Source organism: Dactylosporangium sp. NPDC051484 (assembly GCF_040689395.1).
Lineage (GTDB): Bacteria > Actinomycetota > Actinomycetes > Mycobacteriales > Micromonosporaceae > Dactylosporangium.
Window position 1 is genome coordinate 1 of sequence record NZ_JBFAZX010000027.1, and the last position, 22961, is coordinate 22961.

The 22961-nt window shown below is 71.2% G+C and carries 18 protein-coding genes and 3 pseudogenes; 1 reads left to right on the forward strand and 20 read right to left on the reverse strand.

Going from position 1 to position 22961, the window contains the following annotated elements; genetic code table 11:
- Positions 1–518: 518 nt before the first annotated feature.
- The 4 genes and pseudogenes from AB0367_RS30715 to AB0367_RS30730 all read right to left on the reverse strand — a co-directional run bounded on the left by AB0367_RS30715 (position 519) and on the right by AB0367_RS30730 (position 7022).
- The gene (locus AB0367_RS30715; RefSeq protein WP_366229964.1) at positions 519–1490 is read right to left on the reverse strand and encodes a DUF2567 domain-containing protein; all 972 of its coding nucleotides are present in this window, start codon (positions 1488–1490) and stop codon (positions 519–521) included.
- 152 nt (positions 1491–1642) lie between these two features.
- A pseudogene (gene dnaE / locus AB0367_RS30720) lies at positions 1643–4906 on the reverse strand (DNA polymerase III subunit alpha); the annotation flags it as partial.
- Positions 4907–5002: 96 nt separating this feature from the next.
- Positions 5003–6085 (reverse strand): AAA family ATPase, encoded by a 1083-nt coding sequence (locus AB0367_RS30725; RefSeq protein WP_366229965.1) that lies wholly within the window; start codon positions 6083–6085, stop codon positions 5003–5005.
- Positions 6086–6212: 127 nt separating this feature from the next.
- The gene (locus AB0367_RS30730) at positions 6213–7022 is read right to left on the reverse strand and encodes a hypothetical protein (protein ID WP_366229966.1); all 810 of its coding nucleotides are present in this window, start codon (positions 7020–7022) and stop codon (positions 6213–6215) included.
- Between the two features lie 134 nt (positions 7023–7156).
- Here AB0367_RS30730 and AB0367_RS30735 point away from each other — a divergent pair, with 134 nt between their 5' ends.
- Complete coding sequence (locus AB0367_RS30735) at positions 7157–8650, forward strand: carbohydrate binding domain-containing protein (protein WP_366229967.1); 1494 nt, start codon at positions 7157–7159, stop codon at positions 8648–8650.
- Positions 8651–8655: 5 nt separating this feature from the next.
- Here AB0367_RS30735 and AB0367_RS30740 read toward each other — a convergent pair whose 3' ends face one another.
- The 16 genes and pseudogenes from AB0367_RS30740 to AB0367_RS30815 form a co-directional block, all read right to left on the reverse strand.
- Positions 8656–9585, reverse strand: coding sequence for an RluA family pseudouridine synthase (locus tag AB0367_RS30740; RefSeq protein WP_366229968.1), 930 nt, complete (start codon positions 9583–9585; stop codon positions 8656–8658).
- A pseudogene (gene lspA / locus AB0367_RS30745) lies at positions 9578–10081 on the reverse strand (signal peptidase II); the annotation flags it as partial. The gene AB0367_RS30740 and the pseudogene lspA, both read right to left, overlap by 8 nt.
- Positions 10082–10143: 62 nt before the next feature.
- The gene (locus tag AB0367_RS30750; RefSeq protein WP_366229969.1) at positions 10144–10575 is read right to left on the reverse strand and encodes a TraR/DksA family transcriptional regulator; all 432 of its coding nucleotides are present in this window, start codon (positions 10573–10575) and stop codon (positions 10144–10146) included.
- Between the two features lie 441 nt (positions 10576–11016).
- Complete coding sequence (locus tag AB0367_RS30755; protein ID WP_366229970.1) at positions 11017–12534, reverse strand: potassium/proton antiporter; 1518 nt, start codon at positions 12532–12534, stop codon at positions 11017–11019.
- On the reverse strand, positions 12531–12818 hold the full coding sequence (locus tag AB0367_RS30760) for a DUF167 domain-containing protein (RefSeq protein ID WP_366229971.1): 288 nt from the start codon (positions 12816–12818) through the stop codon (positions 12531–12533). The genes AB0367_RS30755 and AB0367_RS30760 overlap by 4 nt, the downstream gene beginning before the upstream one ends.
- Positions 12819–12887: 69 nt before the next feature.
- The gene (locus AB0367_RS30765; protein WP_366229972.1) at positions 12888–13628 is read right to left on the reverse strand and encodes a hypothetical protein; all 741 of its coding nucleotides are present in this window, start codon (positions 13626–13628) and stop codon (positions 12888–12890) included.
- 260 nt (positions 13629–13888) lie between these two features.
- The gene (locus AB0367_RS30770) at positions 13889–14680 is read right to left on the reverse strand and encodes a DivIVA domain-containing protein (RefSeq protein ID WP_366229973.1); all 792 of its coding nucleotides are present in this window, start codon (positions 14678–14680) and stop codon (positions 13889–13891) included.
- 49 nt (positions 14681–14729) lie between these two features.
- Positions 14730–15035 (reverse strand): YggT family protein, encoded by a 306-nt coding sequence (locus tag AB0367_RS30775; RefSeq protein WP_366229974.1) that lies wholly within the window; start codon positions 15033–15035, stop codon positions 14730–14732.
- 19 nt (positions 15036–15054) lie between these two features.
- Positions 15055–15771, reverse strand: a complete 717-nt coding sequence (sepF, locus tag AB0367_RS30780; RefSeq protein ID WP_366229975.1) for a cell division protein SepF — start codon at positions 15769–15771, stop codon at positions 15055–15057.
- Between the two features lie 127 nt (positions 15772–15898).
- Positions 15899–16606, reverse strand: a complete 708-nt coding sequence (locus AB0367_RS30785; RefSeq protein WP_366229976.1) for a YggS family pyridoxal phosphate-dependent enzyme — start codon at positions 16604–16606, stop codon at positions 15899–15901.
- Positions 16607–16674: 68 nt separating this feature from the next.
- Positions 16675–17787 carry a cell division protein FtsZ gene (gene ftsZ, locus AB0367_RS30790; protein WP_366229977.1) on the reverse strand — a complete coding sequence of 371 codons (1113 nt, stop codon included), beginning with the start codon at positions 17785–17787 and terminating at the stop codon, positions 16675–16677.
- 202 nt (positions 17788–17989) lie between these two features.
- A pseudogene (locus tag AB0367_RS30795) lies at positions 17990–18157 on the reverse strand (DUF664 domain-containing protein); the annotation flags it as partial.
- Between the two features lie 37 nt (positions 18158–18194).
- Positions 18195–18953, reverse strand: coding sequence for an FtsQ-type POTRA domain-containing protein (locus tag AB0367_RS30800; RefSeq protein ID WP_366229978.1), 759 nt, complete (start codon positions 18951–18953; stop codon positions 18195–18197).
- Positions 18954–18966: 13 nt separating this feature from the next.
- Positions 18967–20406 carry a UDP-N-acetylmuramate--L-alanine ligase gene (murC, locus tag AB0367_RS30805; protein ID WP_366229979.1) on the reverse strand — a complete coding sequence of 480 codons (1440 nt, stop codon included), beginning with the start codon at positions 20404–20406 and terminating at the stop codon, positions 18967–18969.
- Positions 20403–21512, reverse strand: coding sequence for an undecaprenyldiphospho-muramoylpentapeptide beta-N-acetylglucosaminyltransferase (gene murG / locus AB0367_RS30810; RefSeq protein WP_366229980.1), 1110 nt, complete (start codon positions 21510–21512; stop codon positions 20403–20405). The genes murC and murG overlap by 4 nt, the downstream gene beginning before the upstream one ends.
- Positions 21512–22918, reverse strand: a complete 1407-nt coding sequence (locus AB0367_RS30815; RefSeq protein WP_366229981.1) for a putative peptidoglycan glycosyltransferase FtsW — start codon at positions 22916–22918, stop codon at positions 21512–21514. Before AB0367_RS30815 ends, murG begins: the two co-directional genes overlap by 1 nt.
- Positions 22919–22961: the final 43 nt, after the last annotated feature.

Sequence of the window (22961 nt, forward strand, 5' to 3'; positions counted from 1 at the left end):
TCAAGTTGCTCGACACAAGTTGATCTACCAGAAGTCCCGTTCGCATCTGCAGGCCCCCTTGACACCGCCGCCAATCACCAAACGCAACGGCGTTGTCGGCACGTTCACTCCGTGATCATGCAGGACCCCGCGCATCGTGGACGCCAGGCGCATGATCACGGAAACGTTGCTCGCGGGCGGCCGCTACCAGCCATTTGACGGTCGCTCTTGGTCAGGCCGAGGCCTGGCTGCGGCACAAACCCAGGTCAGACCGAGGCCGGGCCGCGGCCACGCACCCAGCTCGGTGGACCGAGACCGGCTTGGGGCGCGAACCCCTGCCAGACCAAGACCAAGGCCGCGACCACGCACCCAGGCCGGCAGACCAAGGCCCGCTAGAGGCACGAACCCCGGACCAGACCGAGGCCACGGCCACGGCCACGGCCACGCACCCAGCTCGGCAGACCAAGGCCCGCCAGGGGCGCGAACCCAGGTCAGACCGAGACCCGAGGCCAGGCCTGGCCGGGGGACACGAGTCCGGGTCAGGAGCGCGGTGGTTCGGGCTGATGTGAAGATGCGGGCGCGACCGGCGGGAAGGACGAGCCGGGCCCCGGCCAGGACGGGGCGTCGGGCCGCGGAGCCTCGGGCGATGGAGGCGCCCCAGGGTCGGCCCAGCTGGCTCCCGGCGGCGGCAACGCGGGCACCGACAGGTCCGGCGAGTCCGCGAGCTGACCGGACGAGGCCGGAGAGGACCCGGGCAAGCCGAACGAGGCCGGCGCGGGTGGACCGAACGAGCCCGGTGAAGGCGAACCCGGATGGGCCGGCCCCGGCTGGTCGCCGACACCCGGCTGAGGCTGATCCGGATGGCTCGCGGTCGGGTAGGGCCCGGCGGGCTGGTCCAGGTATTCGACGGGCATGTTGTCGTAGCGCAGCGTCGGGGAGGCATGGAAGCCGGCCAGGCCCGTATACACCGCGCCGGCCGCCAGGGCCTGGACGAGCAGCGTGCCACGCACCCACGGGATGAAGCCGAACAGCAGGCTCGACGTGCCCGTGCGCAGCTTCACCGGGCGGAACATGTGGGTGCCGACCGGGGCGCTCTCGGCCAGGTCGATGTAGTGCGCCCAGCCGACCTTGTTGCCGAGCCACGCGCCCAGGACCGAGGCGCCGGCCGAGCCCACCACCAGGGCGGCCAGGACGATCGGGCCCCGGTAGCGGCGCAGCAGCAGCCAGGCGACGACGGCGATCAGGGCGCCCATCGCCAGCGACATCAGGATGAACCATCCGTCGTCGGCCCAGTAGCCCTCGGGCTCGCCCTCGACGGGATACGGACCGTATTGGGTCTGCACGAGCTCCACGTTCGGCGCGAGCATCGCCCACAGCAGGCCGAACGGCGCACCCAGGCCGGCGATCACCACGGCGACGACGAGGGCGGACAACACCTCCCGCCCGATCGGCTCGCGCGCCGGCCCGGAGGCCTCCGGCTCTTCGACGGGCGAAATCGGCGCGACGCTCACGATCCCATCCTGCCAGGCGCGAGGCCCGACCCGGCAAGCGAGTCCGCCGCACCCCCAGAACCCGGCGAACCGGTGGAATCGGGCAAACCTGCCGAGCCAGCGGAATATCCAGGATGCCCGGAAGGCTGGGTGTCGCCGACCGGCGGGGGCAGGGTCAGGTCGGGCAGCGTCAGGTCCATGGCCATCAGCCGCGGCGCCTCCTCCCGCCGGTCCACCCGCCCCTTCACCGCCACGACGGCGTCCTCGGCCACCCACTGGTCGACGAGCTCATACGTGTCGGGGAAGAACATCACCTCGACGCTGCCGTCCAGGTCCTCCAGCACCGCCGACGCCCACGGCCGCCCTTGCCGGGTGACCCTGCGCTGCACGCCGGAGAGGATGCCGGCGAGGCGGACGACGGCGCCGTCGGGAACGGCGCCCTCCTCGGCGAGCACGGCGATCGGCCGGTCGGCGGAGCGCCGCAGCACGTGCTCCAGGCCGCGCAGCGGGTGGTCGGAGACGTAGAGGCCGAGCATCTCGCGCTCGAAGGCGAGCCGCTCCGGCTTGTCCCACTCCATGGCCGGGACCGGTGGGGCGCTCATGAACGGGGCGCCGAACAGGTCGAACTGCCCCATGGCCTCGTTGCGCTTGATGTCCATGACCGCGTCGAGGGCGTCGGCGTGGACGCTGAGCAGGCCGCGGCGGGAGTGGCCGAAGGAGTCGAACGCGCCCGCCTTGATGAGCGACTCGATGGTCTTGCGGTTGCAGACCACCTGGTCGACCTTGGCCAGGAAGTCGTAGAAGTCGGCATACGCCCCCTTCTCCCGGCGAGCCCGGATGATCGCCGCGACCGCGGCGGGGCCGACGTTGCGGATCGCGCCGAGGCCGAAGCGGATGTCGGCGCCGTCGGCGGCGAAGCGGCCCTGCGAGGAGTTGACGTCGGGCGGCAGGACCCGGATGCCCATGTGCCGGCACTCGGCGAGGTAGACGGCGGAGCGGTCCTTGTCGCCACCGACCGAGGTGAGCAGGGCGCTCATGTACTCGGCCGGGTAGTTGGCCTTGAGATACGCCGTCCAGTACGCCACCAGCCCATAGGCCACGCTGTGCGCCTTGTTGAACGCGTAGTCGGAGAACGGCACGAGGATGTCCCACAGGGTGCGGATCGCGCCCTCGGAATAGCCCCGCTCGCGCATGGCCGGCGCGAACAGGGTGAACTCCTCGTCCAGGATCTCCTTCTTCTTCTTGCCCATCGCCCGCCGCAGCCGGTCGGCGGCGCCGAGGGTGTAGCCGGCGACCCGCTGGGCGATCGCCATGACCTGCTCCTGGTAGACGATCAGGCCATAGGTGTCGCCGAGGATGTCCGCGAGGGGCTCGGCCAGCTCGGGGTGGATGGGTGTGACCGGGCGGCGGCCGTTCTTGCGGTCGGCATACTCGTTGTGCGCGTTGGCGGCGATCGGCCCGGGCCGGTAGAGCGCGCCGACCGCGGAGATGTCCGCGAAGCTGTCGGGCGCCATCGCGCGCAGCAGCTGGCGGACCGGCGTGGCGTCGAACTGGAAGACGCCGAGCGTGTCGCCGTGCGACAGCAGCGCATACGTCGGCGTGTCGTCCAGCGGCGCGTCCTCGATGACGACGTCGACCCCCCGGTTGTGGCGGATCGCCTCGATCGCGTCGTCGAGGATCGTGAGGTTGCGCAGGCCGAGGAAGTCCATCTTGAGCAGGCCCATCGCCTCGCAGGCGCCCATGTCCCACTGGGTGATGATCGCGCCGTCCTGCTCGCGCCGCTGGATCGGCAGCACGTCGAGGAGCGGCTCGCGGGACAGAATGACCCCGGCGGCGTGCACGCCCCACTGGCGCTTGAGCCCCTCCAGCCCGCGGGCGGTGTCGACGACGGTGCGCACCTCGGGCTCGGACTCGTAGAGCCGGCGCAGCTCGCCGCCCTCCTTGTGCCGCGAGTGGGCCGGATCGAACACCCCGGACAGCGGCATGTCGCGCCCGAGCACCGGCGGCGGCACGGCCTTGCTGATCCGCTCGCCGAGGGAGAACGGGAAGCCCAGCACGCGCGCGGCGTCCTTGACGGCGGCCTTCGCCTTGATCGTGCCGTAGGTGATGATCTGCGAGACGTGGTCGGCGCCATACTGTTCGGTCGCGTAGCGGATCATCTCGCCGCGTCGGCGCTCGTCGAAGTCCATGTCGATGTCGGGCATGCTCGGGCGCTCCGGGTTGAGGAAGCGCTCGAAGAGCAGCCCGTGCGCGATCGGGTCGAGCTCGGTGATGCCCAGCGCGAAGGCGACCAGTGAGCCGGCCGCCGAGCCGCGGCCGGGGCCGACCCGGATGCCCTCGCGGTGGGCGTGCGCCACGAGGTCGGCCACGACGAGGAAATAGCCCGCGAGGCTGGCGCCGGTGATCACGGAGAGCTCATAGTCGGCCTGCCGGGCGTGCGGCTCGGGCACCCCACCCGGGAACCGCCGGGCGAGGCCGCGGCCGACCTCGGCGCGCAGGTGGGAGTCCTCGGTCTCGCCGGGTGGCACCGGGAAGCTCGGCATGAGGCTGCGTGCCGCGAAGACCTCGGCGTAGTCGCCGATCCGCTCGGCGATGGCCAGCGTCGCGTCGCAGGCGCCGGGGACCTCGGCGTCCCAGATCCGGCGCATCTCCTGCGCGGACTTGAGGTAGAAGTCGCGGGCGTCGAACTTGAAGCGCTTCGGGTCGGCGAGCGTGGTCGCCGACTGCACGGCGAGCAGCGCTTCGTGGGCGTCGGCGTCGCCGGCGAAGGTGTAGTGCAGGTCGTTGGTGGCCACGGGGGTGAGCCCGAGCCGCTTGCCGAGGCGCAGCAGGTCGGCGCGGACCCGGGTCTCGATGCCGAGGCCGTGATCCATGAGCTCCAGGTAGAGGTTGCCGGCGCCGAAGATGTCGCGCAGCTCGCCGGCGGCCGCGCAGGCGCGCTCGAAGTCGCCGATGCGCAGCCAGGTCTGAATCTCCCCCGACGGGCAGCCGGTCGTGGCGATCACCCCCGGCGCGTGCCGTTGCAGCAGTTCCCGGTCGGCGCGCGGCTTGTAGAAATACCCCTCGAGGCTGGCCAGCGACGACAGCCGGAACAGGTTGCGCAGCCCGGTGGCGTCGGCGGCCAGGAGTGTCAGGTGGGTGTAGGCGCCGCCGCCTGAGACGTCGTTCTCCCCGCCGTCGGCCCACCGCACCCTGGTCCGGTCGCGCCGATGGGTGCCGGGCGTCAGGTAGGCCTCCACGCCGAGGATCGGCCGGATCCCGGCCCGGACGGCCTGGTGGTAAAAGTCGTGGGCGCCGAACATGTTGCCGTGGTCGGTCATGGCCAGCGCCGGCTGGCCGAGCCGGGCCGCCTCGGCGAACAGCGGGCCTAGGCGCGCCGCACCGTCGAGCATCGAATACTCGGTGTGCACGTGCAGATGTACGAAGGACTCCCCCACGGCCCCGAACCTATCGCCGGGGTACGACATTTTCGAGAAACTCCACGACATGATCCGCCCGGCACGAAGAGGTCTTCGCGCGGGCGATCGGCGAGCTCACCGGGCGTAGGGGTCCATCATGACCGCGGTCGCCCGCAGCCAGGCGCGCTTGGTCGCCGGCGCGAGCATCGGATATTCGATGTTGGAGCCGCTCTCCAGCGCCGGGTCGTAGGGCACCACCACGACGGCCCTGGTCCGGGTGCGGAAGTGCCCGGCCAGGTCGTCGATGAGCGAGGTCGGGTTGGGCGTCGGGCAGGACAGCAGGGTCACCGCGTTGGCGACGAGATCCTCCATGCCCGCCTCGTCGAGCAGGTCGAGCATCCAGTCGGCGGTGAACGCGGCGTCCTCGCGCGGCACGCTCGTGACCACCAGCTGGTCCGCGGCATGCAGCACGGTCTGCCAGTTGGGGCTCTCCACGTTGTTGCCGGTGTCGACGCAGATCACGTCATGGGTGCGGCGCAGCAGCTCGAGCACGCGACGCACCGTGTGCGGGTCGAGACGCTGCGCGAAGCGGGGGTTCTCCTCACCGGCGAGCACGTCGTAGGAGCCGTCGGAGGCGTGCCGCAGGTAGTCGTCGAGCATGTCGTAGAGGTCGTAGCCGGTCGCGTGCTCGACCCGGACCAGGTCGGCGATCAGGTGCCGGATGGTGCGGGCGTGCCGCGCGCTGCCGGCCCGCAGGCCGAGCGTGCCGCGCAGCTCGTTGTCGTCCCACGCGATGACACCCTTGCCGCGGACGCTGCCGATGGTGGCGGCGGTCAGCACCGTCGCGGTCGTCTTGTGCACGCCGCCCTTGGGGTTGGCGAAGGCCAGCACCTTCGGGGTGGGGATCTCCTGGCGGAGCACCTGCACCATCTGCTCGGTCGGGTCGGCCGGGCGGGCTTGATACTCGACCATGGGGCCGCGCCGCACGGGCCCGCCGGGGCGGGGCGCCGCGTCGTAGGGCCGGGTGCCGTTGCTAGTTCGCATTGGCTCGTCATCGTAGGGCCGCGAGGGCGGATACGGGTCCGCGGGTTGTTCGAACCGGCCGTCGTAATCCAGATCACTCGGGCTCGCCCGGCCCAGCAGGGCCCGGTCGAGCAGCGAGCGCCATCGGGGAGCCGGCTCCGCCGACCTGTCCCAACCGGCATCGCGCTCAGCCACGCTTGGCCCTCCCTCACACCCGCGCGCCAAAAAGTCGTACCCCAGGCTACGGACCGAACACTATTCGGACCACACCTGCGCGCCCATCCCCCGCATCAACTGCACGACAGGCCGAAGGGATATCGCCTCAGGACGGACCGGAGGACGCGGCCGCCGGCTCGGCCACCTCGCGCACCGGTTCCGCGATCGTGGTCTGCTCGGGCAACGGGGGCAGGAACACTGTGCGATCGAGGCGTTGCAGATCGGTGATCGGGTCGACGACGCGGGTCTCGGGCCGGGCGGCGACGGCGCGCAGGGCGGCCGGTGGGGCGTACACGACGGCGGCATACACGCATGAGCAGTGCTCGCTGTAGGCGGTGGCCTCCTTGTCGGCGACGCTCGCGCCGGAAACGTACATGTCGCGCGTCTCGCTGGACGCGTCGCCGGCTCGGGCGAGCAGCTCGCGATAGCGGCCCGCTTCCTCGCGCTTGCGCCGGGCCGTCTCGTCCATGGCCGCGATCACGTCGTCGGGCAGCCGGTACGCGCCGAGCCGGACGAGCTCGGTCTGCGTTCTCGGCAGCGGCAGCCGGGCGAAGACGCTCGACACCGCGACGTCCGCGAGCACCGGGGCGAGCCGCTCGGGCGCCAGGTAGGTGGCGAAGGACACGAGCGCGTAGACCGGCGCGTCGCCCGGCAGCGCGGTCAGCTCGTCGCGGCCGGCCTGCACATACGCCGGGATCGACGCGCCCTGCGCGACCCCGACGCGCAGCACGTCGCCCAGCGACGGGTCGCTGCGGGGGCGATCCGACCGGTGCACCGCGAGCAGCGCCACGGTCACCGCGAGTACGCCGATGACGACGGTGAACGCCCGCAGGCGCTGGGCGCCGCGGAAGATCCGGGCGAGGACGTCGCCGACCGGCGAGAGAGCGCGCTGGTCGAGTTGCTGGAGCCGCTTCATCGCCACGTCAGCCTCGCACGCGCTTCCTTAAGGGCGACTCACGGGGTCTTGACATCAAGGCATGGAAGGATTTCTATCAGGAAGGTTTACTAACAGATCCTCCCCCGACCGAAACCCGCCCGAGAAGAGGTCCCATGCGCAGATCGACCACGATCCGTGCGACCACAGCCGCCGCGGTAGCGCTCACCGCTGCCGGGATCGCCCTTGCCGTCACGCCGTCCGCCCAGGCGGCGGCCGCGATCCCCGCCCACGTCTTCGCCCCGTACTTCCAGGCGTACAACGGCGACAGCCTCAACGGCCTGTCCCAGCAGTCCGGCGCCAAGTACCTCACGATGGCGTTCATCCAGACCGCCAGCCAGGGCTCATGCACCGTGTACTGGAACGGCGACACCGGCATGCCGATCGCCAACGCCACGTTCGGCAGCGACATCGCCGCCGTCCGCGCCCGCGGCGGCGACGTGATCCCCTCGTTCGGCGGCTACGCGGCCGACAACGGCGGCACCGAGATCGCCGACAGCTGCACCGACGTCAACCAGATCGCGGCGCAGTTCGAGAAGGTCATCACCACCTACGACGTCACGCGGATCGACCTGGACGTCGAGGACAACTCGCTGACCAACACCGCCGGCATCGACCGGCGGAACAAGGCGATCAAGATCGTCGAGGACTGGGCGGCGGCCAACGGCCGGAGCATCCAGTTCGTGTACACCCTGCCGACCACCACGAGCGGACTCGCCGAGAGCGGCCTCGCGGTGCTGCGCAACGCGGTGGCCAACAACGCCCGGGTCGACATCGTCAACCAGATGACGTTCGACTACTACGACAACCAGCCGCAGCACCAGATGGCCAACGACACCAAGACGGCGTCGAACGGGCTGCGCGCTCAACTGCAGCAGCTGTACCCCGGCAAGACCAACGCGCAGCTGTGGAGCATGATCGGCGTCACCGAGATGATCGGCGTCGACGACTTCGGCCCGGGTGAGACCTTCACCCTCGCCGACGCGGGCGCCGTGTACAGCTGGGCGACCCAGCAGGGCATCGCCGAGCTGTCGTTCTGGGCCCTGCAGCGCGACAACGGCGGCTGCCCGGGCGGTGCGGCCGCGGACAACTGCTCCGGCATCTCCCAGAAAACCTGGGACTTCTCGCACGTCTTCGCCCCGTTCACCAGCGGCGGCGGGGCAACGAGCTCGCCGAGCCCCTCCCGCAGCACCTCGCCGATCCCGAGCCAGAGCGCCCCGCCCGCGGGCGGCCTGGTCAACGGCAACTTCGAGACCGGCGGCCTCGCCCCGTGGTCCGGCAGCCTGTGCGGCATCGTCACCACGCCCGTGCACGGCGGCACGAAGGCCCTCAAGGCCGCCGCGTCGAGCTCGGACACCGCGCAGTGCGGCCAGACGGTCGCCGTCCAGGCCAACCGCACGTACACGCTGAGCGCCTGGGTGCAGGGCAGCTACGCGTTCCTGGGCGCCACCACGGCGTCCGGCGACGTGAGCACCTGGACGCAGGGCGGCTCGTCCTGGACCAAGCTGACCGTCACCGTCAGCACCGGCAGCTCCACCTCGATCAAGGTGTGGGTGCACGGCTGGTACGGCACCGGAACGATCTACGTCGACGACGTGACGCTGGTCTGAACCTGTTACGCGGCGGCGCTCAGCACATCGAGCGCCGCCGCCAGGTCGGCGGGATACTCGCTGACGAACGACACCTGCTCACCGGTGCTCGGATGCTCGAATCCCAGCTGCCGGGCGTGCAGCCACTGCCTGGACAGCCCCAGCCGGCCGGCGAGCGTGGGGTCCGCGCCGTAGGTCAGGTCGCCCACGCAGGGGTGGCGCAGCGCCGAGAAGTGCACCCGGATCTGGTGTGTGCGCCCGGTCTCCAGCCTGATGTCGAGCAGGCTGGCCGCGGGGAACGCCTCGATCGTGTCGTAATGGGTGATGCTCGGCCGCCCGCCGGAGACCACGGCGAACTTGTAGTCGTGGCTCGGGTGCCGGTCGATCGGCGCGTCGATCGTGCCGCGCAGCGGGTCCGGGTGGCCCTGGACGATGGCGTGATACCGCTTCTCCACCTCGCGAGCCTTGAAGGCGCGCTTGAGGACGCTGTATGCGAGCTCGCTCTTGGCCACCACCATGAGCCCGGTCGTGCCGACGTCGAGCCGGTGCACGACCCCCTGTCGCTCCGCCGCGCCGCTGGTGGCGACCGTCTGCCCCATCGCCGCCAGCCCGCCGATCACGGTCGGGCCGGTCCAGCCGGGACTGGGGTGCGCCGCCACGCCGACCGGCTTGTCGACCACCACGATGTCGTCGTCGCTGTAAACGATGACCAGCCCGGCGACCGGCACCGCCTCGATCACTACCGCGCTCGGCGGGGGCGGCAGGGTGACCTCCAGCCAGGCCCCGGCGCGCACCTTGTCCGACTTCGAGCGGACCTCACCGTCGACGCAGACGTCGCCCGCCTCGACCAGGTCTGCCGCCGCGGTGCGGCTGAACCCGAAGAGCCTGGTGAGCGCCTGGTCGAGCCGCGTGCCGTCCAGCCCGTCGGGCACCGGCAGCGAGCGGACCTCACGCATCGCGCCTGGCCCTCGTTCCGTCGCGGCGGCGCCCCGTGAACTCCAGCAGGATCGCCAGGATCACCCCGACCGTCAGCGCCGAGTCCGCGATGTTGAACACCGGGAAGTGCCCCGCGTGGTCGTCCAGGAAGCTGAACATGTCGACCACGTGCCCACGGAACGGCCCGGGCGCCCGGAACAACCGGTCGCCGAGGTTGCCGGCCGCGCCGCCGAGGACGAAGCCCAGCGCCACCGCCCATGCGGCCGACGCGGTGCCCTTGATCATCCAGAACAGCCACGCGATCACGCCGAACGCGATGAGCGGGAAGATCCACGTCTGGTTGGGCAGCATGCTGAACGCCGCCCCGCTGTTACGCGTGTAGATGACGTAGATCAGGCCGCCGAAGAGCTTCACCGGCTCGCCGTGGGCGATGGTCGAGGTGGTCCACTGCTTGACGGCCACGTCGATCGCGATGACCGCGACCGCGATGAAGCCGAAGACGGCCCAGGCTTGGGCTCGCGACCGAGCCTGGCGCTCGGGCTCGGGCTCGGTCCGATCCTGGGTGGGATCCTGGGTGGTCAGCGCCGCTCCTCCAACTGCTTGCAGGTGACGCAGAGCGTAGCGGACGGGAACGCGGCCAGGCGCTCGACCGGGATGGGGTTGCCGCACTTCTCACACCAGCCGTAGCCGCCCTCGTCGAGCCGCTCCAGCGCCCGCTCGACCTGCGAGATGCGCTCGGCCAGGTTGTTGGCGATGGTGATCTCCTGCTCGCGCTCCCCGGTCTTCGTGCCGGTGTCGGCCTGGTCGTCCCCGGCGGAGTCGGTCAGGCGGTGCTGCTGCAACTCGTGGATCTCAAGCAGCGTCTGGTCGTGCTCCGACTTGAGCTCGTCGCGGCGCTCGATCAGCGCGACGCGGATCTTCTCGGTCTCGGCTGCGGTGCGCGTGCCATGGGAGAGCTTCGCCCCAGCGGTCTTGGCCGCGGTGGTCTTCGGTTCTGCGGTCTTGGCCATCGTGGCTCCCTCGGCCGCACGGGCGGCGATTGACGTGGTCGGCGCTTTCCTGGTGCTGGTGGTGCTGTCGTTCGCGGCGTTGCGGCCGGAAGTCCTCTCGGCCGGCGCCGCCGTCCGCTTGGTGGCCTTTCTGGCCGATGTGGCTTTCGTGACGTTGCCGCTCTTGGCCCGGGACGACGTTGCGGTGGTGGTCCCGGCTTGCCGAGCAGCGGCTTTCTGTGTTCTTGTCACAGTGGTAGCTCCCGTCACATCGGTGGCACTGCCCCGCCCGGCACCGCTCGCTGACCGGCCTTTCGGCACGGCATCAGCCCGCTCGGCCATGGCTCCCCCAGATGCAAAATGGGCGCGCGACACGCGTCGCGCACTCCAGTGGCTGGCAAGAATACGGAATGTACACGCGTCCGACAAACGCGACACACGCATTCAGGCCAATTGGGTCAGTTATTGGCGCCGATCCTCGCCATGTTCGGCAAACCAGCGGGCGAGTCTTCCGCGCCTGCTCACGGCCCGCAGCCGTTGCTCCGCAGCGTCGCGCACCTGCTCGGTGGTGACGATCAGGAGGCTGTCGCGGGTCTTCAGACGAGTCTCGGGCGCCGGCACGAACGCACCGCCGTCGCGCAACACGAGCGTCACGACCGCACCGACAGGCAATCGTAACTCGTCCACGTGCACCCCGTTGAGCTTCGAGCCCGCAGGCACCTCGACCTGTAGCAGATCGGCTCGCATGCGCTCCAGCGGTGCCGCCTCGACCTGCAGGTCCGTCGGTTCGGCCGGCGCGGTGACGCCCAGCCGGCGCGCCACCGGGGGCAGCGTCATGCCCTGCGCCGCCGTGTAGATCACCACCAGCACGAACACCACGTTGAACAGGTTCTGCGCCCCGGGCATGCCGGCCGAGAGCGGGATCGTGGCGAGCACGACCGGCACCGCCCCGCGCAGGCCGGCCCAGGACAGGAAGGCCTGGTCGCGCCAGCCGAAACCGGAGCGGGTGAACGCGAACGGAGCAGCGCTCAGCAGTACCGACAGGGGGCGGGCCAGCAGCACCAGCACCAGGCCGACGACCAGCGCGGTGACCACAGCGCCGCCCAGTTCGCTCGGCGAGGCGAGCAGGCCCAGCAGCACGAACAGCCCGATCTGGGCCAGCCAGGCCAGGCCGTCGGCGAAGCCGAGCATGGCCCGCCGGTGCGGGAGGCGGGCGTTGCCGAGCACGACGCCGGTGACGTACACGGCGAGGAACCCCGAGGCGTGCGCGACCGCCCCGGCGGCGTAGGCGAGCACGGTCAGCCCGATCGCGGCGAGCGGATACAGGCCCGCCGAGGGCAGCGCCGCGCGGCGCAGTGCCCAGGCACCGCCGAACCCGGCCAGCAGCCCGATCGCGGCGCCGGCCACGAGCTCGTAGCCGACCAGGGCGAGCTCTTCGTACCAGGGCGCCTGGCTGGCCAGCGGCGTGGACAGCAGCACGACCAGGATGACCACCGGTGCGTCGTTGATCCCGGACTCCGCCTCCAGCAGCGCGGCCAGGCGCGGGCGCACCGGCACCCGGCGCAGCGTGGAGAACACGGCCGCGGCGTCGGTCGAGGACAGCACCGCGCCGTAGAGCAGCGCCTGCTGCCAGCCCACCCCGAGCGCCGCGTGGACGACCGCGCCGACCACCGCGACGCTGACGAGCACGCCGAGCGTGGAGAGCACCAGCGCCGGCCCGAGCACCGGCCGCAGCGTCGACCAGCGGGCCGTCAGCCCGCCCTCGGCGATGATCACGACGAGCGCGCAGATGCCGAGCGTGCGGGTCAGCTCGGCGTCGGCGAACCGGATGCCGAGGCCGGCGTCGCCGATCACGAGGCCGAGCAGCAGGTACACCAGGAGGCTGGGCAGCCCCAGCCGGACCGACAGCCGCACCGCACCGACGCACACCAGCAGGACGGCCGCGCTGACGAGCAGCGCGATGTTGAGCTCGTGACTCAACGGCGTCCCGCCAGCAGCTCGGCGACCCGCTCCGGCAGGTCTTCGGGCGGATCGGCGAGCTCGACCAGCTTGTCACGGCTCGCGGCGCCGGCCTTGAGCCGCAGCGCGGACCGGCGCACCCCGATCGCGCCGGCGAGGGCCCGCAGTGCCGCCTCGGTCGCCTGCCCCTCCACCGGCCGGGCGCCCACCGCGACGATCACCGCCGGCCCGTAGGGCCCGGGGTGGCTGCCGCCGACCGCGGTGCGCGACGCACCCGGCCTGACACGGATCGCGATGGTGGCCATGCCTCATTGTGAGGCTTCAGTCGAACGAGGTCGATCCTCCGCCCGGCGAAATTGGTCCGGCCGGGCCGGTCAGCGGCGGGCGGCGAGCAGGACGTCGTTGGGGGCGCAGGCGCTGCACGGGGTGAAGCCCAGCTCAACCGCCTCGTGCGCCGGCAACGGCTCGTGCTCGCGGCCCAGCAGGTGCGGGCAGGTGGGCACGTGGTAGCGCGGGCGGCCGTCGATCACCAGGACCTCGGCGTCCAGCGTGGCGATCCGGGCCAGGTCTGCCGCCGAGGAGTGCTGGATCGGCGGCTCGTCCGCCGGGTCCTCGTCGTCGAACTCGTCATCGTCACCGTCGTCGTACGCGAGGGCTCCGTTGACACGTCCGTAGCCGGACGGGTACTCCTCGTATCGGCCCTGCTCGTCGTCGCCCGGCGATGCGATGGCGGGCTCCTGTGCCATCGTCGCGGTCTCGTGCGCGGCGGACAGGCCGCCGGCGATGGTGCCGTAGGTGGTCCCCGTGCGGACGCCCGCGCCGACCGCCTGCCGCTCGGCGCGCCGGCCGAACTCGCTGGAGCCCGACAGGTCGAGATCCTCGACGCCCAGGTGGGAGGCGAGCGGGTCGTAGCGCTCCTCGGGCACCTGCCGCCCGGTGCGGGTGGTGCCGGCCGAGCGCTCCGCCGCGGCCTGACGGCCACCGACGATCAGCGCCACCGCGGCCAGCAGGCTCGCGCCGATCGACGCCACCAGCAGTGCGTCCGACCCCTGCACCAATCCCAGCACCAGCAGGCCGACGGCCACCACGATCAGCAGCACGCTTCCGACGATCACGGACCTGTCCCTCCACAAAAGGCGATCCCGGTGCGAGTGCGGAGCCTCCCCGGGCGAGTGTCTCTCAGCCGGTACAACGACCGAGCCCGCCGGAAGTCTCCGGCAAACGACCGGCGCCCCAGTCGAAATTCGACTGGGGCGCCGTGTGTCGCGTCGACCGGCCGCGCGTGCCGGCCGGCCGTATGCTGTGTGTGCCGTGTGCTGTTCGGTTCACTCGTGCGGGTGATGTGCCGCGTCGCCTCGGACCTGGCTCGCGGCGATCAGCGACCGGCGCCCTCGTAGCCGCTGGCGAGGCCGGCCGCGGCCAGGCCGCCGCCGACTGCCGGACGCGCCGCGCTTTCGTTGCGCGCGGCCATCTCGGCCTCGAGGCTCTGCTCACGGCCGGTGAGGTCGCGCAGCTGGCTCTCCAGGTAGGCCTTGAGGCGCGTGCGGTACTCCCGCTCGAACTGCTTGAGCTCCTCGATGTGCTTCTGCAGCGCGGTGCGCTTCGCGTCGAGGCCGCCCATGGCCTCCTGGTGACGCTGGCGGGCGTCGCGCTCGAGCGCGTCGGCCTTCGCCCGCGCGTCGCGGGTGACCTCCTCGGCCTTGGTGCGGGCCTCGGAGAGGAGTTTGTCAGCCTCACGGCGGGCGTCGGACACGTGGTCGTCCGCGGTGCGCTGGGCCATCATGAGGACGCGCAGCGCCTGCTGCTCGCCGTCGCCGCCACTGCCCGTGGCGCCGCCCTGCGCACGGATCTGGTCGAGCTCCTGCTGCATGCCGCGGGCGGCCGCCTCGGCGGACGACTTCTCCCGCTGAACGCGCTCGAACTGCGTCTTGAGATCGGCGAGCTCCGCGGCGAGGCGGGGATCGCCACCGCCACCGGGCGCGACACGCGCCGGGCCGCCACCGCGCTCGAGCTGCGCGCGCAGCTCGTTGTTCTCTTCGATCAGCCGGGCGAGCTCGCGCTCGACCTCGTCGAGGAAGGCGTCGACCTCCTCCTCGTCGTAACCCCGTTTGCCGATGGGGGGCTTCTTGAAGGCGACGTTGTGAACGTCGGCCGGGGTCAGCGGCATCGAAACTCCTCGGGTCAGTTGCGGCCGCGAAGCCGCCGAGCGGTGCGTGTCACGAGAACGCCTCGATCAGCCGCCCTAACACGACGTACATCAGCACGAACAGGATAACCAGCAGCACAAGCGAGGACAGGTCCACGGCCACGGTACCAATACGCAACGGCCGAATCACCCGCCTCAACGCTTTGAGCGGCGGATCGGTGACGCTCCACACCACTTCCAGCGCCGCCGCCGCGCCCCGGCCGGGCTGCCAGCGACGTCCGAACTGGATGACGTAGCCCATCACGAAGCGTGCGAGGAGCACCACCAGGAAGAGGTAAAGCAGCAGATGCAGGATCTGCAAGGTGATGGACACCACGGCCGTTGAAGTCCTCGCATCAGCTCTGGTTGAAGAACCCGCCCTCGGCGATCTTGGCTTTGTCCTCCGCAGTGACCTGGACGTTTGCCGGAGAGAGCAGGAAGACTCGGTTGGTCACCCGCTCGAAGTTACCACGCAGCCCGAACACCAGGCCCGCCGCGAAGTCCACCAAACGTTTGGCGTCCGCCTCGTCCATTTCGGTGAGGTTCATGATCACCGGAACGCCGTCCCGGAAGTGCTCACCGATCGTGCGTGCCTCGTTGTAGGTCGTGGGGTGCAGCGTGGTGATCGCGTAACGGCGGTCGTCGTTGTCTTCCTCCACCGAAGGACGCTCCCGGAGTGAGCTCGACGGGGTGAGCGCGAGATTGTCGCGAGTCGGATAGCTGACCGACGCGCTCGGGCGCGTGATCGAGCGCACGGTGCTCGTCCGGCTCGCGGCGCTCGCCTCGAGCCGCTCCGACGCCGACAGCCGTTCGGACGAGAGGCGCTCGGACGCGCTCAAACGATCAGATGCGCTCAGGCGATCAGATGCGCTCAAGCGCTCGGAGACCGACAGGCGCTCCGAGGCCGCGAGCCGCTCCGACGCCGTCCGGGCGCGCGGCGCGGGCACCTCATCGACCTCCTCGTCGTCGTCGAGGAGGTCGTCGCCGTATCGGTAGTGACGGTCGTCGTAGCCACGATCATCCTCGTCCTCGACGAGGCCGAGCCAGACGCCCGCCCTGCGCAGAGCACCCATACGCGCTCCTCCGTCCACCGCCATGCGGCACTTCCCCCCGGTCGTCCGTGCCACCGATCACGTCGTGCGACATCGCCCCGCCGGCGCAGAACCACACCCGTGTAGTTTTTCCGTTACCGCGGTCAGGCTACCCCAGCGGGGTGCGTTTTCCGAGCAATGCGCTACCGACACGGACATGTGTCGAGCCATGCAGAATCGCGGATTCAAGGTCGTTGCTCATACCCGCGGAAATCCAGTCCGGCACGCCGTCGGGCCCGCAAAAGCGCTGCTGAATCCGGGAGGAGATCGCGGCGAGGCGCGCGAATGCCTCGCCGGGCTCCCAGCCCAGCGGCGCCACCGCCATGACCCCGTGCAGTCGCAGCGCCGGGCTGGCTGCGATCGCCTCGGCCACCTTCTCCACCGCGCCCGTGACCGCGCCGCCGCGCCGCTCGTCGTCGTCCAGGCTGACCTGCACCAGCGCGCCGAGCGGGGTCTCCCGCCCGGCCCGCACGGCGGCGTCGGTCAGCGCGTCGGCCAGGCGCAGGCTGTCCACCGAGTGCACGACGTCGGCGTAGCTCACCACCGACCGCGCCTTGTTGCGCTGCAACTGCCCGACGAAGTGCCAGCGCACCCCGGAAACGGCCGCCGCCTTCGGGGCGGCCTCCTGGTCGCGGTTCTCGCCCACGTCGAGCACGCCCAGGCCGGCAAGGCGCGCCACGTCCTCGGCGGGATAGGTCTTCGTGATCGCCACGAGCGTGACCGAATCCGGCTCACGCCCGGCGGCCCGGCAGGCCGCCGTGATCCGCTCCCGCACCGCCGCGAGATTGGCCGCGATCTCCGACGTGCGCGCGTCCACGGGAACCCTCCGAATATGCCGATTAGGTAGGCCGCCGGGGCGGCCTACCTAATTCAAGCAGAGATCAATCAGGCGCCGTTCTTGAGGAAGTCCGGCACGTCGACGTCGTCGAAGAGCACCCGCCGGGGCGGCGGTGGGGCCTGACGCTCCGGCGCCGGAGCCTCCTTGGGCTGGCCGTGCTGGCCGCCGTGCGTCGGGCGCGGTGCACGCGCCTCGACCGGCCGGTACGCCGGGGCACCCCCGTCGAACCCCGCCGCGATGACCGTGACGCGCACCTCGTCGCCGAGCGCGTCGTCGATGACCGCGCCGAAGATGATGTTCGCGTCCGGGTGTGCGGCGTCGGTGACCAGCTGCGCCGCGTCGTTGATCTCGAACAGGCCCAGGTCGGACCCGCCGGCGATGGACAGCAGCACGCCGCGCGCGCCGTCCATGCTCTGCTCCAGCAGCGGGCTGGAGATCGCCGACTCGGCGGCCTCGACCGCGCGGTTGTCCCCGCGGGCGCTGCCGATGCCCATGAGCGCGCTCCCGGCGCCGCTCATGACGCTCTTGACGTCGGCGAAATCGAGGTTGATCAGGCCCGGCGTGGTGATCAGGTCGGTGATGCCCTGAACACCGGAGAGCAGGACCTGGTCGGCCTGGCGGAAGGCGTCCATCATGCTGATGCCGCGGTCCCCCAGCGCCAGGAGCCGGTCGTTGGGGATCACGATGAGCGTGTCGCACTGATTGCGCAGCTCCTCGATGCCCGCCTCGGCCTGCACCTGCCGGCGCTTGCCCTCGAACGAGAACGGCCGGGTTACCACGCCGATGGTCAGCGCGCCGAGCTTTCGCGCGATGTTGGCCACGACGGGCGCCCCGCCGGTGCCGGTGCCGCCGCCCTCGCCGCAGGTGACGAAGACCATGTCGGCGCCCTTGAGCACCTCTTCGATCTCGTCCCGGTGGTCTTCGGCCGCATTCTTGCCGACATCGGGATTGGCGCCCGCACCCAGCCCGCGGGTCAGTTCCCGGCCGACGTCGAGCTTGACGTCGGCGTCGCTCATCAGCAGGGCCTGGGCGTCGGTGTTGATCGCGATGAACTCGACGCCCTTCAGGCCAACCTCGATCATGCGATTGACGGCGTTGACCCCGCCGCCGCCGATGCCGACGACCTTGATGACCGCGAGATAGTTGTGCGGATGTGTCATCGGACCACCTTTCCTTTCGAGGTTGGCGAGCGCCGTTCCTGTCCGGAGTCGTCGAACTGGTAACCCGGTCCGGCCCCGCGGTGGGACCTGTCCCGAGCCCGACCCCGCGACGGGCGGCGTCCGCCAAATGCGAACGCACCGGATGGGGGTCCCGCAAACCCTCACCCTTTACTAGAGGCTTATAGTTATGTCAACTAATGCCTTATCGCAAGGTAAAGGCATGACTGTCGTGATCCAAGGACCGTGCCTCGGCGTGTCGGCTAATCGCCACGACGCTGTCGACGATTTCCCTAACGGTATCGAGGGGCCCCTTGTGACGGGCAGTCTCCTTGATCATCCGCGGAAGCACCCACGAGACCGGCACGACCTGGTCCTGGCGGCGCCCCCCACGCGAGGGCCTCGAGGGCTCATTTCTCCAGGACCACGCCGGGCGCGCTCACGTCGAGGGTGTGGCCCGGCTCGATCTTCGTGAGCCCCAGCACGCGCACCTTCGCCGCGTTCTGCGTCGCGTCGCCCCACACCACCAGCCGGCCGTCGGTCAGCTCCAGCCGGATCCGGGTCGGCGACTCGGCGACGAGCGCGACCATCTGCTCACGCACCACCGGCGGCAGCGCGGCGAGCACGGTCAGCGCGCCGGCCGTGGTGGCGTCGCCGGGCTCGGGCTGGGCGACGCGGATCACCGGCAGCCCGGGCGGGGACACGTCGACCGGATGGAACGCCACGCCTTCGGCGTCCAGCAGCGTGTACCCGCCGGCCTTGGGCACCACCGCCACCGCCGTGCGCTCCTGCACGGTGATGGCGAGCGTGTGCGGGTAACGGGCCGAGACGGTCGCCGCGCGCACCGGTTTGAGCTGCCGGACCCGCCGCCCCACGGCGCCCAGGTCGAGCCGGGCGAGCGGGGTGCCGTCGGGGACGGCCGCCGCCCGGCGTACGGCATCGGGGTCGAGGACGGACACGCCGGTGACCTCGATCCGCTCGACGCCGAGCGCCGGGGTGAGGTAGACGATCGCCGCCGCCCCGCCGAGCAGCGCGGCCACGCCCAGCGCCACCAGCCAGGGCAGCGCCGCGCGGAGGCGGTGCCGCCTGGCCCGCTTGGCGAAGCGCCGCACCGACTGCGGGGCGTCGCGAGGGGCCAGGACGAGCCGCCATCCGCGCGTCTGGGTCACAGGCGATCAGTCCTCAGTCGTCGACCCGGGAGTGCCGGCCAACGTACCCATCGGGTTCGCCCTCACCCTTGAGCGCGGCGAGCAGTTCGTCGCCCATGAGCGAGATCGGCGGTGCGCCCATCGTGACGACCACGTCGCCCTCGCGGACCCGGGCGACGACCTCACCGGGCACGTCCTCCCAGGAGGGCACGAACACCTTGCGGTCCGCGGGCAGGTCGACGGCGGCGGTGAGCGCCACCCCGCCCTCCCCCGGCTCGCGGACCTCGCCGGGGCCGAAGACCTCCATGATCACGGCCTCGTCGGCGAGCGACAGGCCCGCGGCGATCTCGGCCTGGAAGTCCCGGGTGCGGTACACCCGGTAGGGCTGGAAGACCACGACGAGGCGCCCCTCGCCGGCCACCTCGCGCAGCGTGCGCAGCGCCGCCGCGATCGGCACCGGGTGATACGCGTACTCGTCGTAGACCCGCACCCCCGCCTCGGCGCCCTTGAACTCGAACCGGCGGCGCACGCCCGGGAAGGTCGCGAGCGTCTCGATCGCGGTCTGCGCGGGCACGCCCAGCCGCAGTGCGGTGAGGATCGCGCCGGCCGAGTTGAGCCCGAGGTGGGCGCCCGGCACCGGCAGGAACACCTCGCCGAGCGGCACGCCGTCGTGGTGTGCCACGTAGCGCACGCCGTTGGCCGACGAGTGGACCTCGCTGATGCGCAGGTCGGCGTCGGGCGCGGTGCCGTAGGTGACCACGTCCGCGCCGGCCGCGCGGGCGCGCACCGCCATCCGCATCGCCCCGGCGTCGTCGGCGCAGGTCACCACGAACCCGCCCGGCTCGACCCGGCCGCAGAACTCGACGAACGCATCCTCGAGGCCCTGCAGGTCGCCGTAGGTGTTGAGGTGGTCGGCGTCGATGTTCGTGACGACCGCGACGTGCGGGTCGTACAGCAGGAAGGACCGGTCGCTCTCGTCGGCCTCGGCCACGAAGAGCTCGCCGCTGCCGTGGTGGGCGTTGGAGCCGACCTCGGAGATCTCCCCGCCGATGACGAACGACGGGTCCAGCCCGGCGTGCTGGAGGATCAGCGTGATCATCGACGTGGTGGTGGTCTTGCCGTGCGTGCCGGCCACGGCGACGCTGCGCCGGCCGTTCATCGTCGCGGCGAGCGCCTCCGAGCGGTGCAACAGCCGCAGTCCCCGCTCGCGCGCGGTGACGAGCTCGATGTGGTCCTTCGGGATGGCCGTCGAATACACCACGGTGTCCACGCCGTCGAGGTTGGACGGCTCGTGGACGCGGTAGATCGTGCCGCCGAGCGCCTTGAGGGCGGCCAGATGGGGCCACTCCTTGAGCTCGCTGCCCGACAGCGGGATGCCGCGGGTCAGCAGCAGCCGGGCCAGGCCGCTCATGCCGACCCCACCGACCCCCACGAGGTGGACCTTGCCAAGTTCCTCAGCAGTGAGCTTGCTCATGCCTCCCCGACCACCTTCAGCACGTACCGACGAAGGACCTCATCGCCGTCGCGGCGGCCGTAGCCGGCGGCCGCGCGGCTCATCGCGGCGAGCCGGGCGCCGTCGCGCACCAGCGGCACCACGGTCTCCGAGATGAGCTCGGGCGACAGGTCGCCGTCCTCGACGATCAGGCCTCCCCCGGCCTCGACCACCGGCAACGCATTGCGCCGTTGCTCGCCGTTGCCCCACGGCAGCGGCACGTAAACCGCCGGCATGCCGATCGCCGCGGTCTCCGCGCAGGTCATCGCGCCACCGCGGCACAGCGCCAGGTCGCCGGCGGCGTAGCCGAGCTCCATCTCGGAGAGGAACTTGATCCGCACGTACGGCGCGGCGAGGCCGGCCGGCACCTCGAAGTCCTCGTTGCGAGCGCCGATGATGTGCAGCACCTGCACCCCGGCCGACGTGATCGCCTTCGCGGCGCCGGCCACCGCTTGGTTGATCGAGCGGGCGCCCGAGGAGGCGCCGAACACGAACAGCGTCGGCAGGTTGGGGTCGAGCCCGAAGCGGGCCCGCGCCTCGGCGCGCCGGGCGGCGCGGTCCAGCCTGGTGATGCTCTGCCGCAACGGCACGCCGACGACCTCGGCGTGCGCCACCGCCGGCATCTGCTGCCGCTGGTGCGGGAAGCCGAGCACGATGTGCTTGGTGAAGCGCATGCCCATCTTGTTGGCCACGCCGATGGGCACGTTGACCTCGTGGATCACGCTCGGCGTCTTGCGCCGCCAGGCCGCCAGGTAGGCCGGGACCGACACATAACCGCCGAAGCCGACCACGACGTCGGCGTTGACCTCGTCGAGGATCTCGCGGGTGGCCCGCGCCGCCTTCCACATCCGGTCCGGGGTGCGGACCAGGTTCATGTTGACCGAGCGGGGCAGTTGGTAAGCCGGAACGTGCCGCAGGTCGTAGCCGCGCTGCGGAATGAGGTCGTTCTCCATCCCGCTGGGCGACCCGATGCAGGTGATGCGGACGCCGGGGTCGTGCCTGCGCAGGCAGTCGGCGAAGGCGAGCAGCGGGTAGATGTGCCCGCCCGTGCCTCCACCGGCCAGCACCACCGAGCGCAGCGCTGCCATCAGGTGCTCCTTCCGCGGGGCGACCCGTCCGGCGATTGACTCACCGAAGGCCGGCCCGTCGCGCGTGTCGAGGGGTCCACAACGTCGCCGTCCTCGCGGGGGCGCGGAAGCGGCGGCAACGGCGCCCAGAGTAGTCGCACCCATTTCCGGGGTGGACGGGCATGCATGGCTCGCGCGCAGTCCGGCTCGGCCCGGGCGGCGGAGGTGAGGATACCGGCCGCGGCGAGCACTACCACGAGGGCGCTGCCGCCGTAGGAGATGAACGGCAGCGGCAGGCCGGTGATCGGCATCAGCCCGACCACCCCGCCGATGTTGATGATCGCCTGGCCGACGAACCAGATCGTGATCGACGCGGCGACGAGCCGGCGGAACGGGTCCTCGACCCGCTGGGCGATACGCAGCCCGGTGTACGTAAGCATGCCGAACAGCAGCAGCACGACCATGCAGCCGACCACGCCGAGCTCCTCGGCGACGATGGCGAAGATGAAGTCGTTGTGCGCGTTGGGCAGCCGGCCCCACTTCAGGTGGCCCTGGCCGAGCCCGACGCCGAACCAGCCGCCGTCGGCGACCGCCCACAGGCCACGCAGGTACTGGTAGCGCCCGTGCTCGCCCTTCGGGTCGATGCTCGGGTCGAAGAAGACCTTGAGCCGCTCCAACCGATAGACCTTGTCCGCCGGCAGCAGGATGAGGGCCACCACGCCGGCGGCGAAGAAGCCGCCGAGCCAGCCGAAGAGCGGCAGCCGGGCGCCGGCCGCCCAGAGCAGGCCGGTGAAGAGCACGACCATGCAGATCATCGAGCCGAGGTCGTTGTAGCCGACGAGCAGCAGCAGGGTGAACGTCACCGGGAACAGCGGGATGAGCAGCTGGCGCCAGGACAGGATGGCGCGGCCCTTGCGCACCAGCAGGTCGGCACCCCAGACCACCAGCGCGATCTTGGCCAGCTCGGCCGGCTGCAGCTGCAGGCTGCCGACACCCAGCCAGAGGTCGTAGACCCAGATCGGCCCGAGATGGATCGTCGACACCTCCTCACCGGGCGGCGTATGCCGCGCGGCGAGCCACGCCATCACGTCCACGAAGGACATGAGCAGGAACGACGCGAGCAGCAGCGGGATCGCCAGGGCGCGGAAGGTGCGCACCGGCAGCCGCTGGCAGACCCAGAAGGCGAGCAGTCCGATCACCGCCCAGAGCCCCTGCTTGGCGATCGAGGTGAACGGGCTGCCCGTGGTCGCGTAGTTGTCGACGCTGGTCACCGAGAAGACCATGACCAGGCCGATGAACACGAGCAGCCCGACGCTGGACAGCAGCAGATAGTACGACGCCAGCGGACGGTCGAGCAGTCCGCGCAGCGTGCCGACGAAGTTGCCGGCCCAGCCGCTGTCCGGAACTTCCTCCCCGTCGCTCCTCATACCGCCATCATTCCGTCCGTACCACGCCTAAGCGTGGTACGAC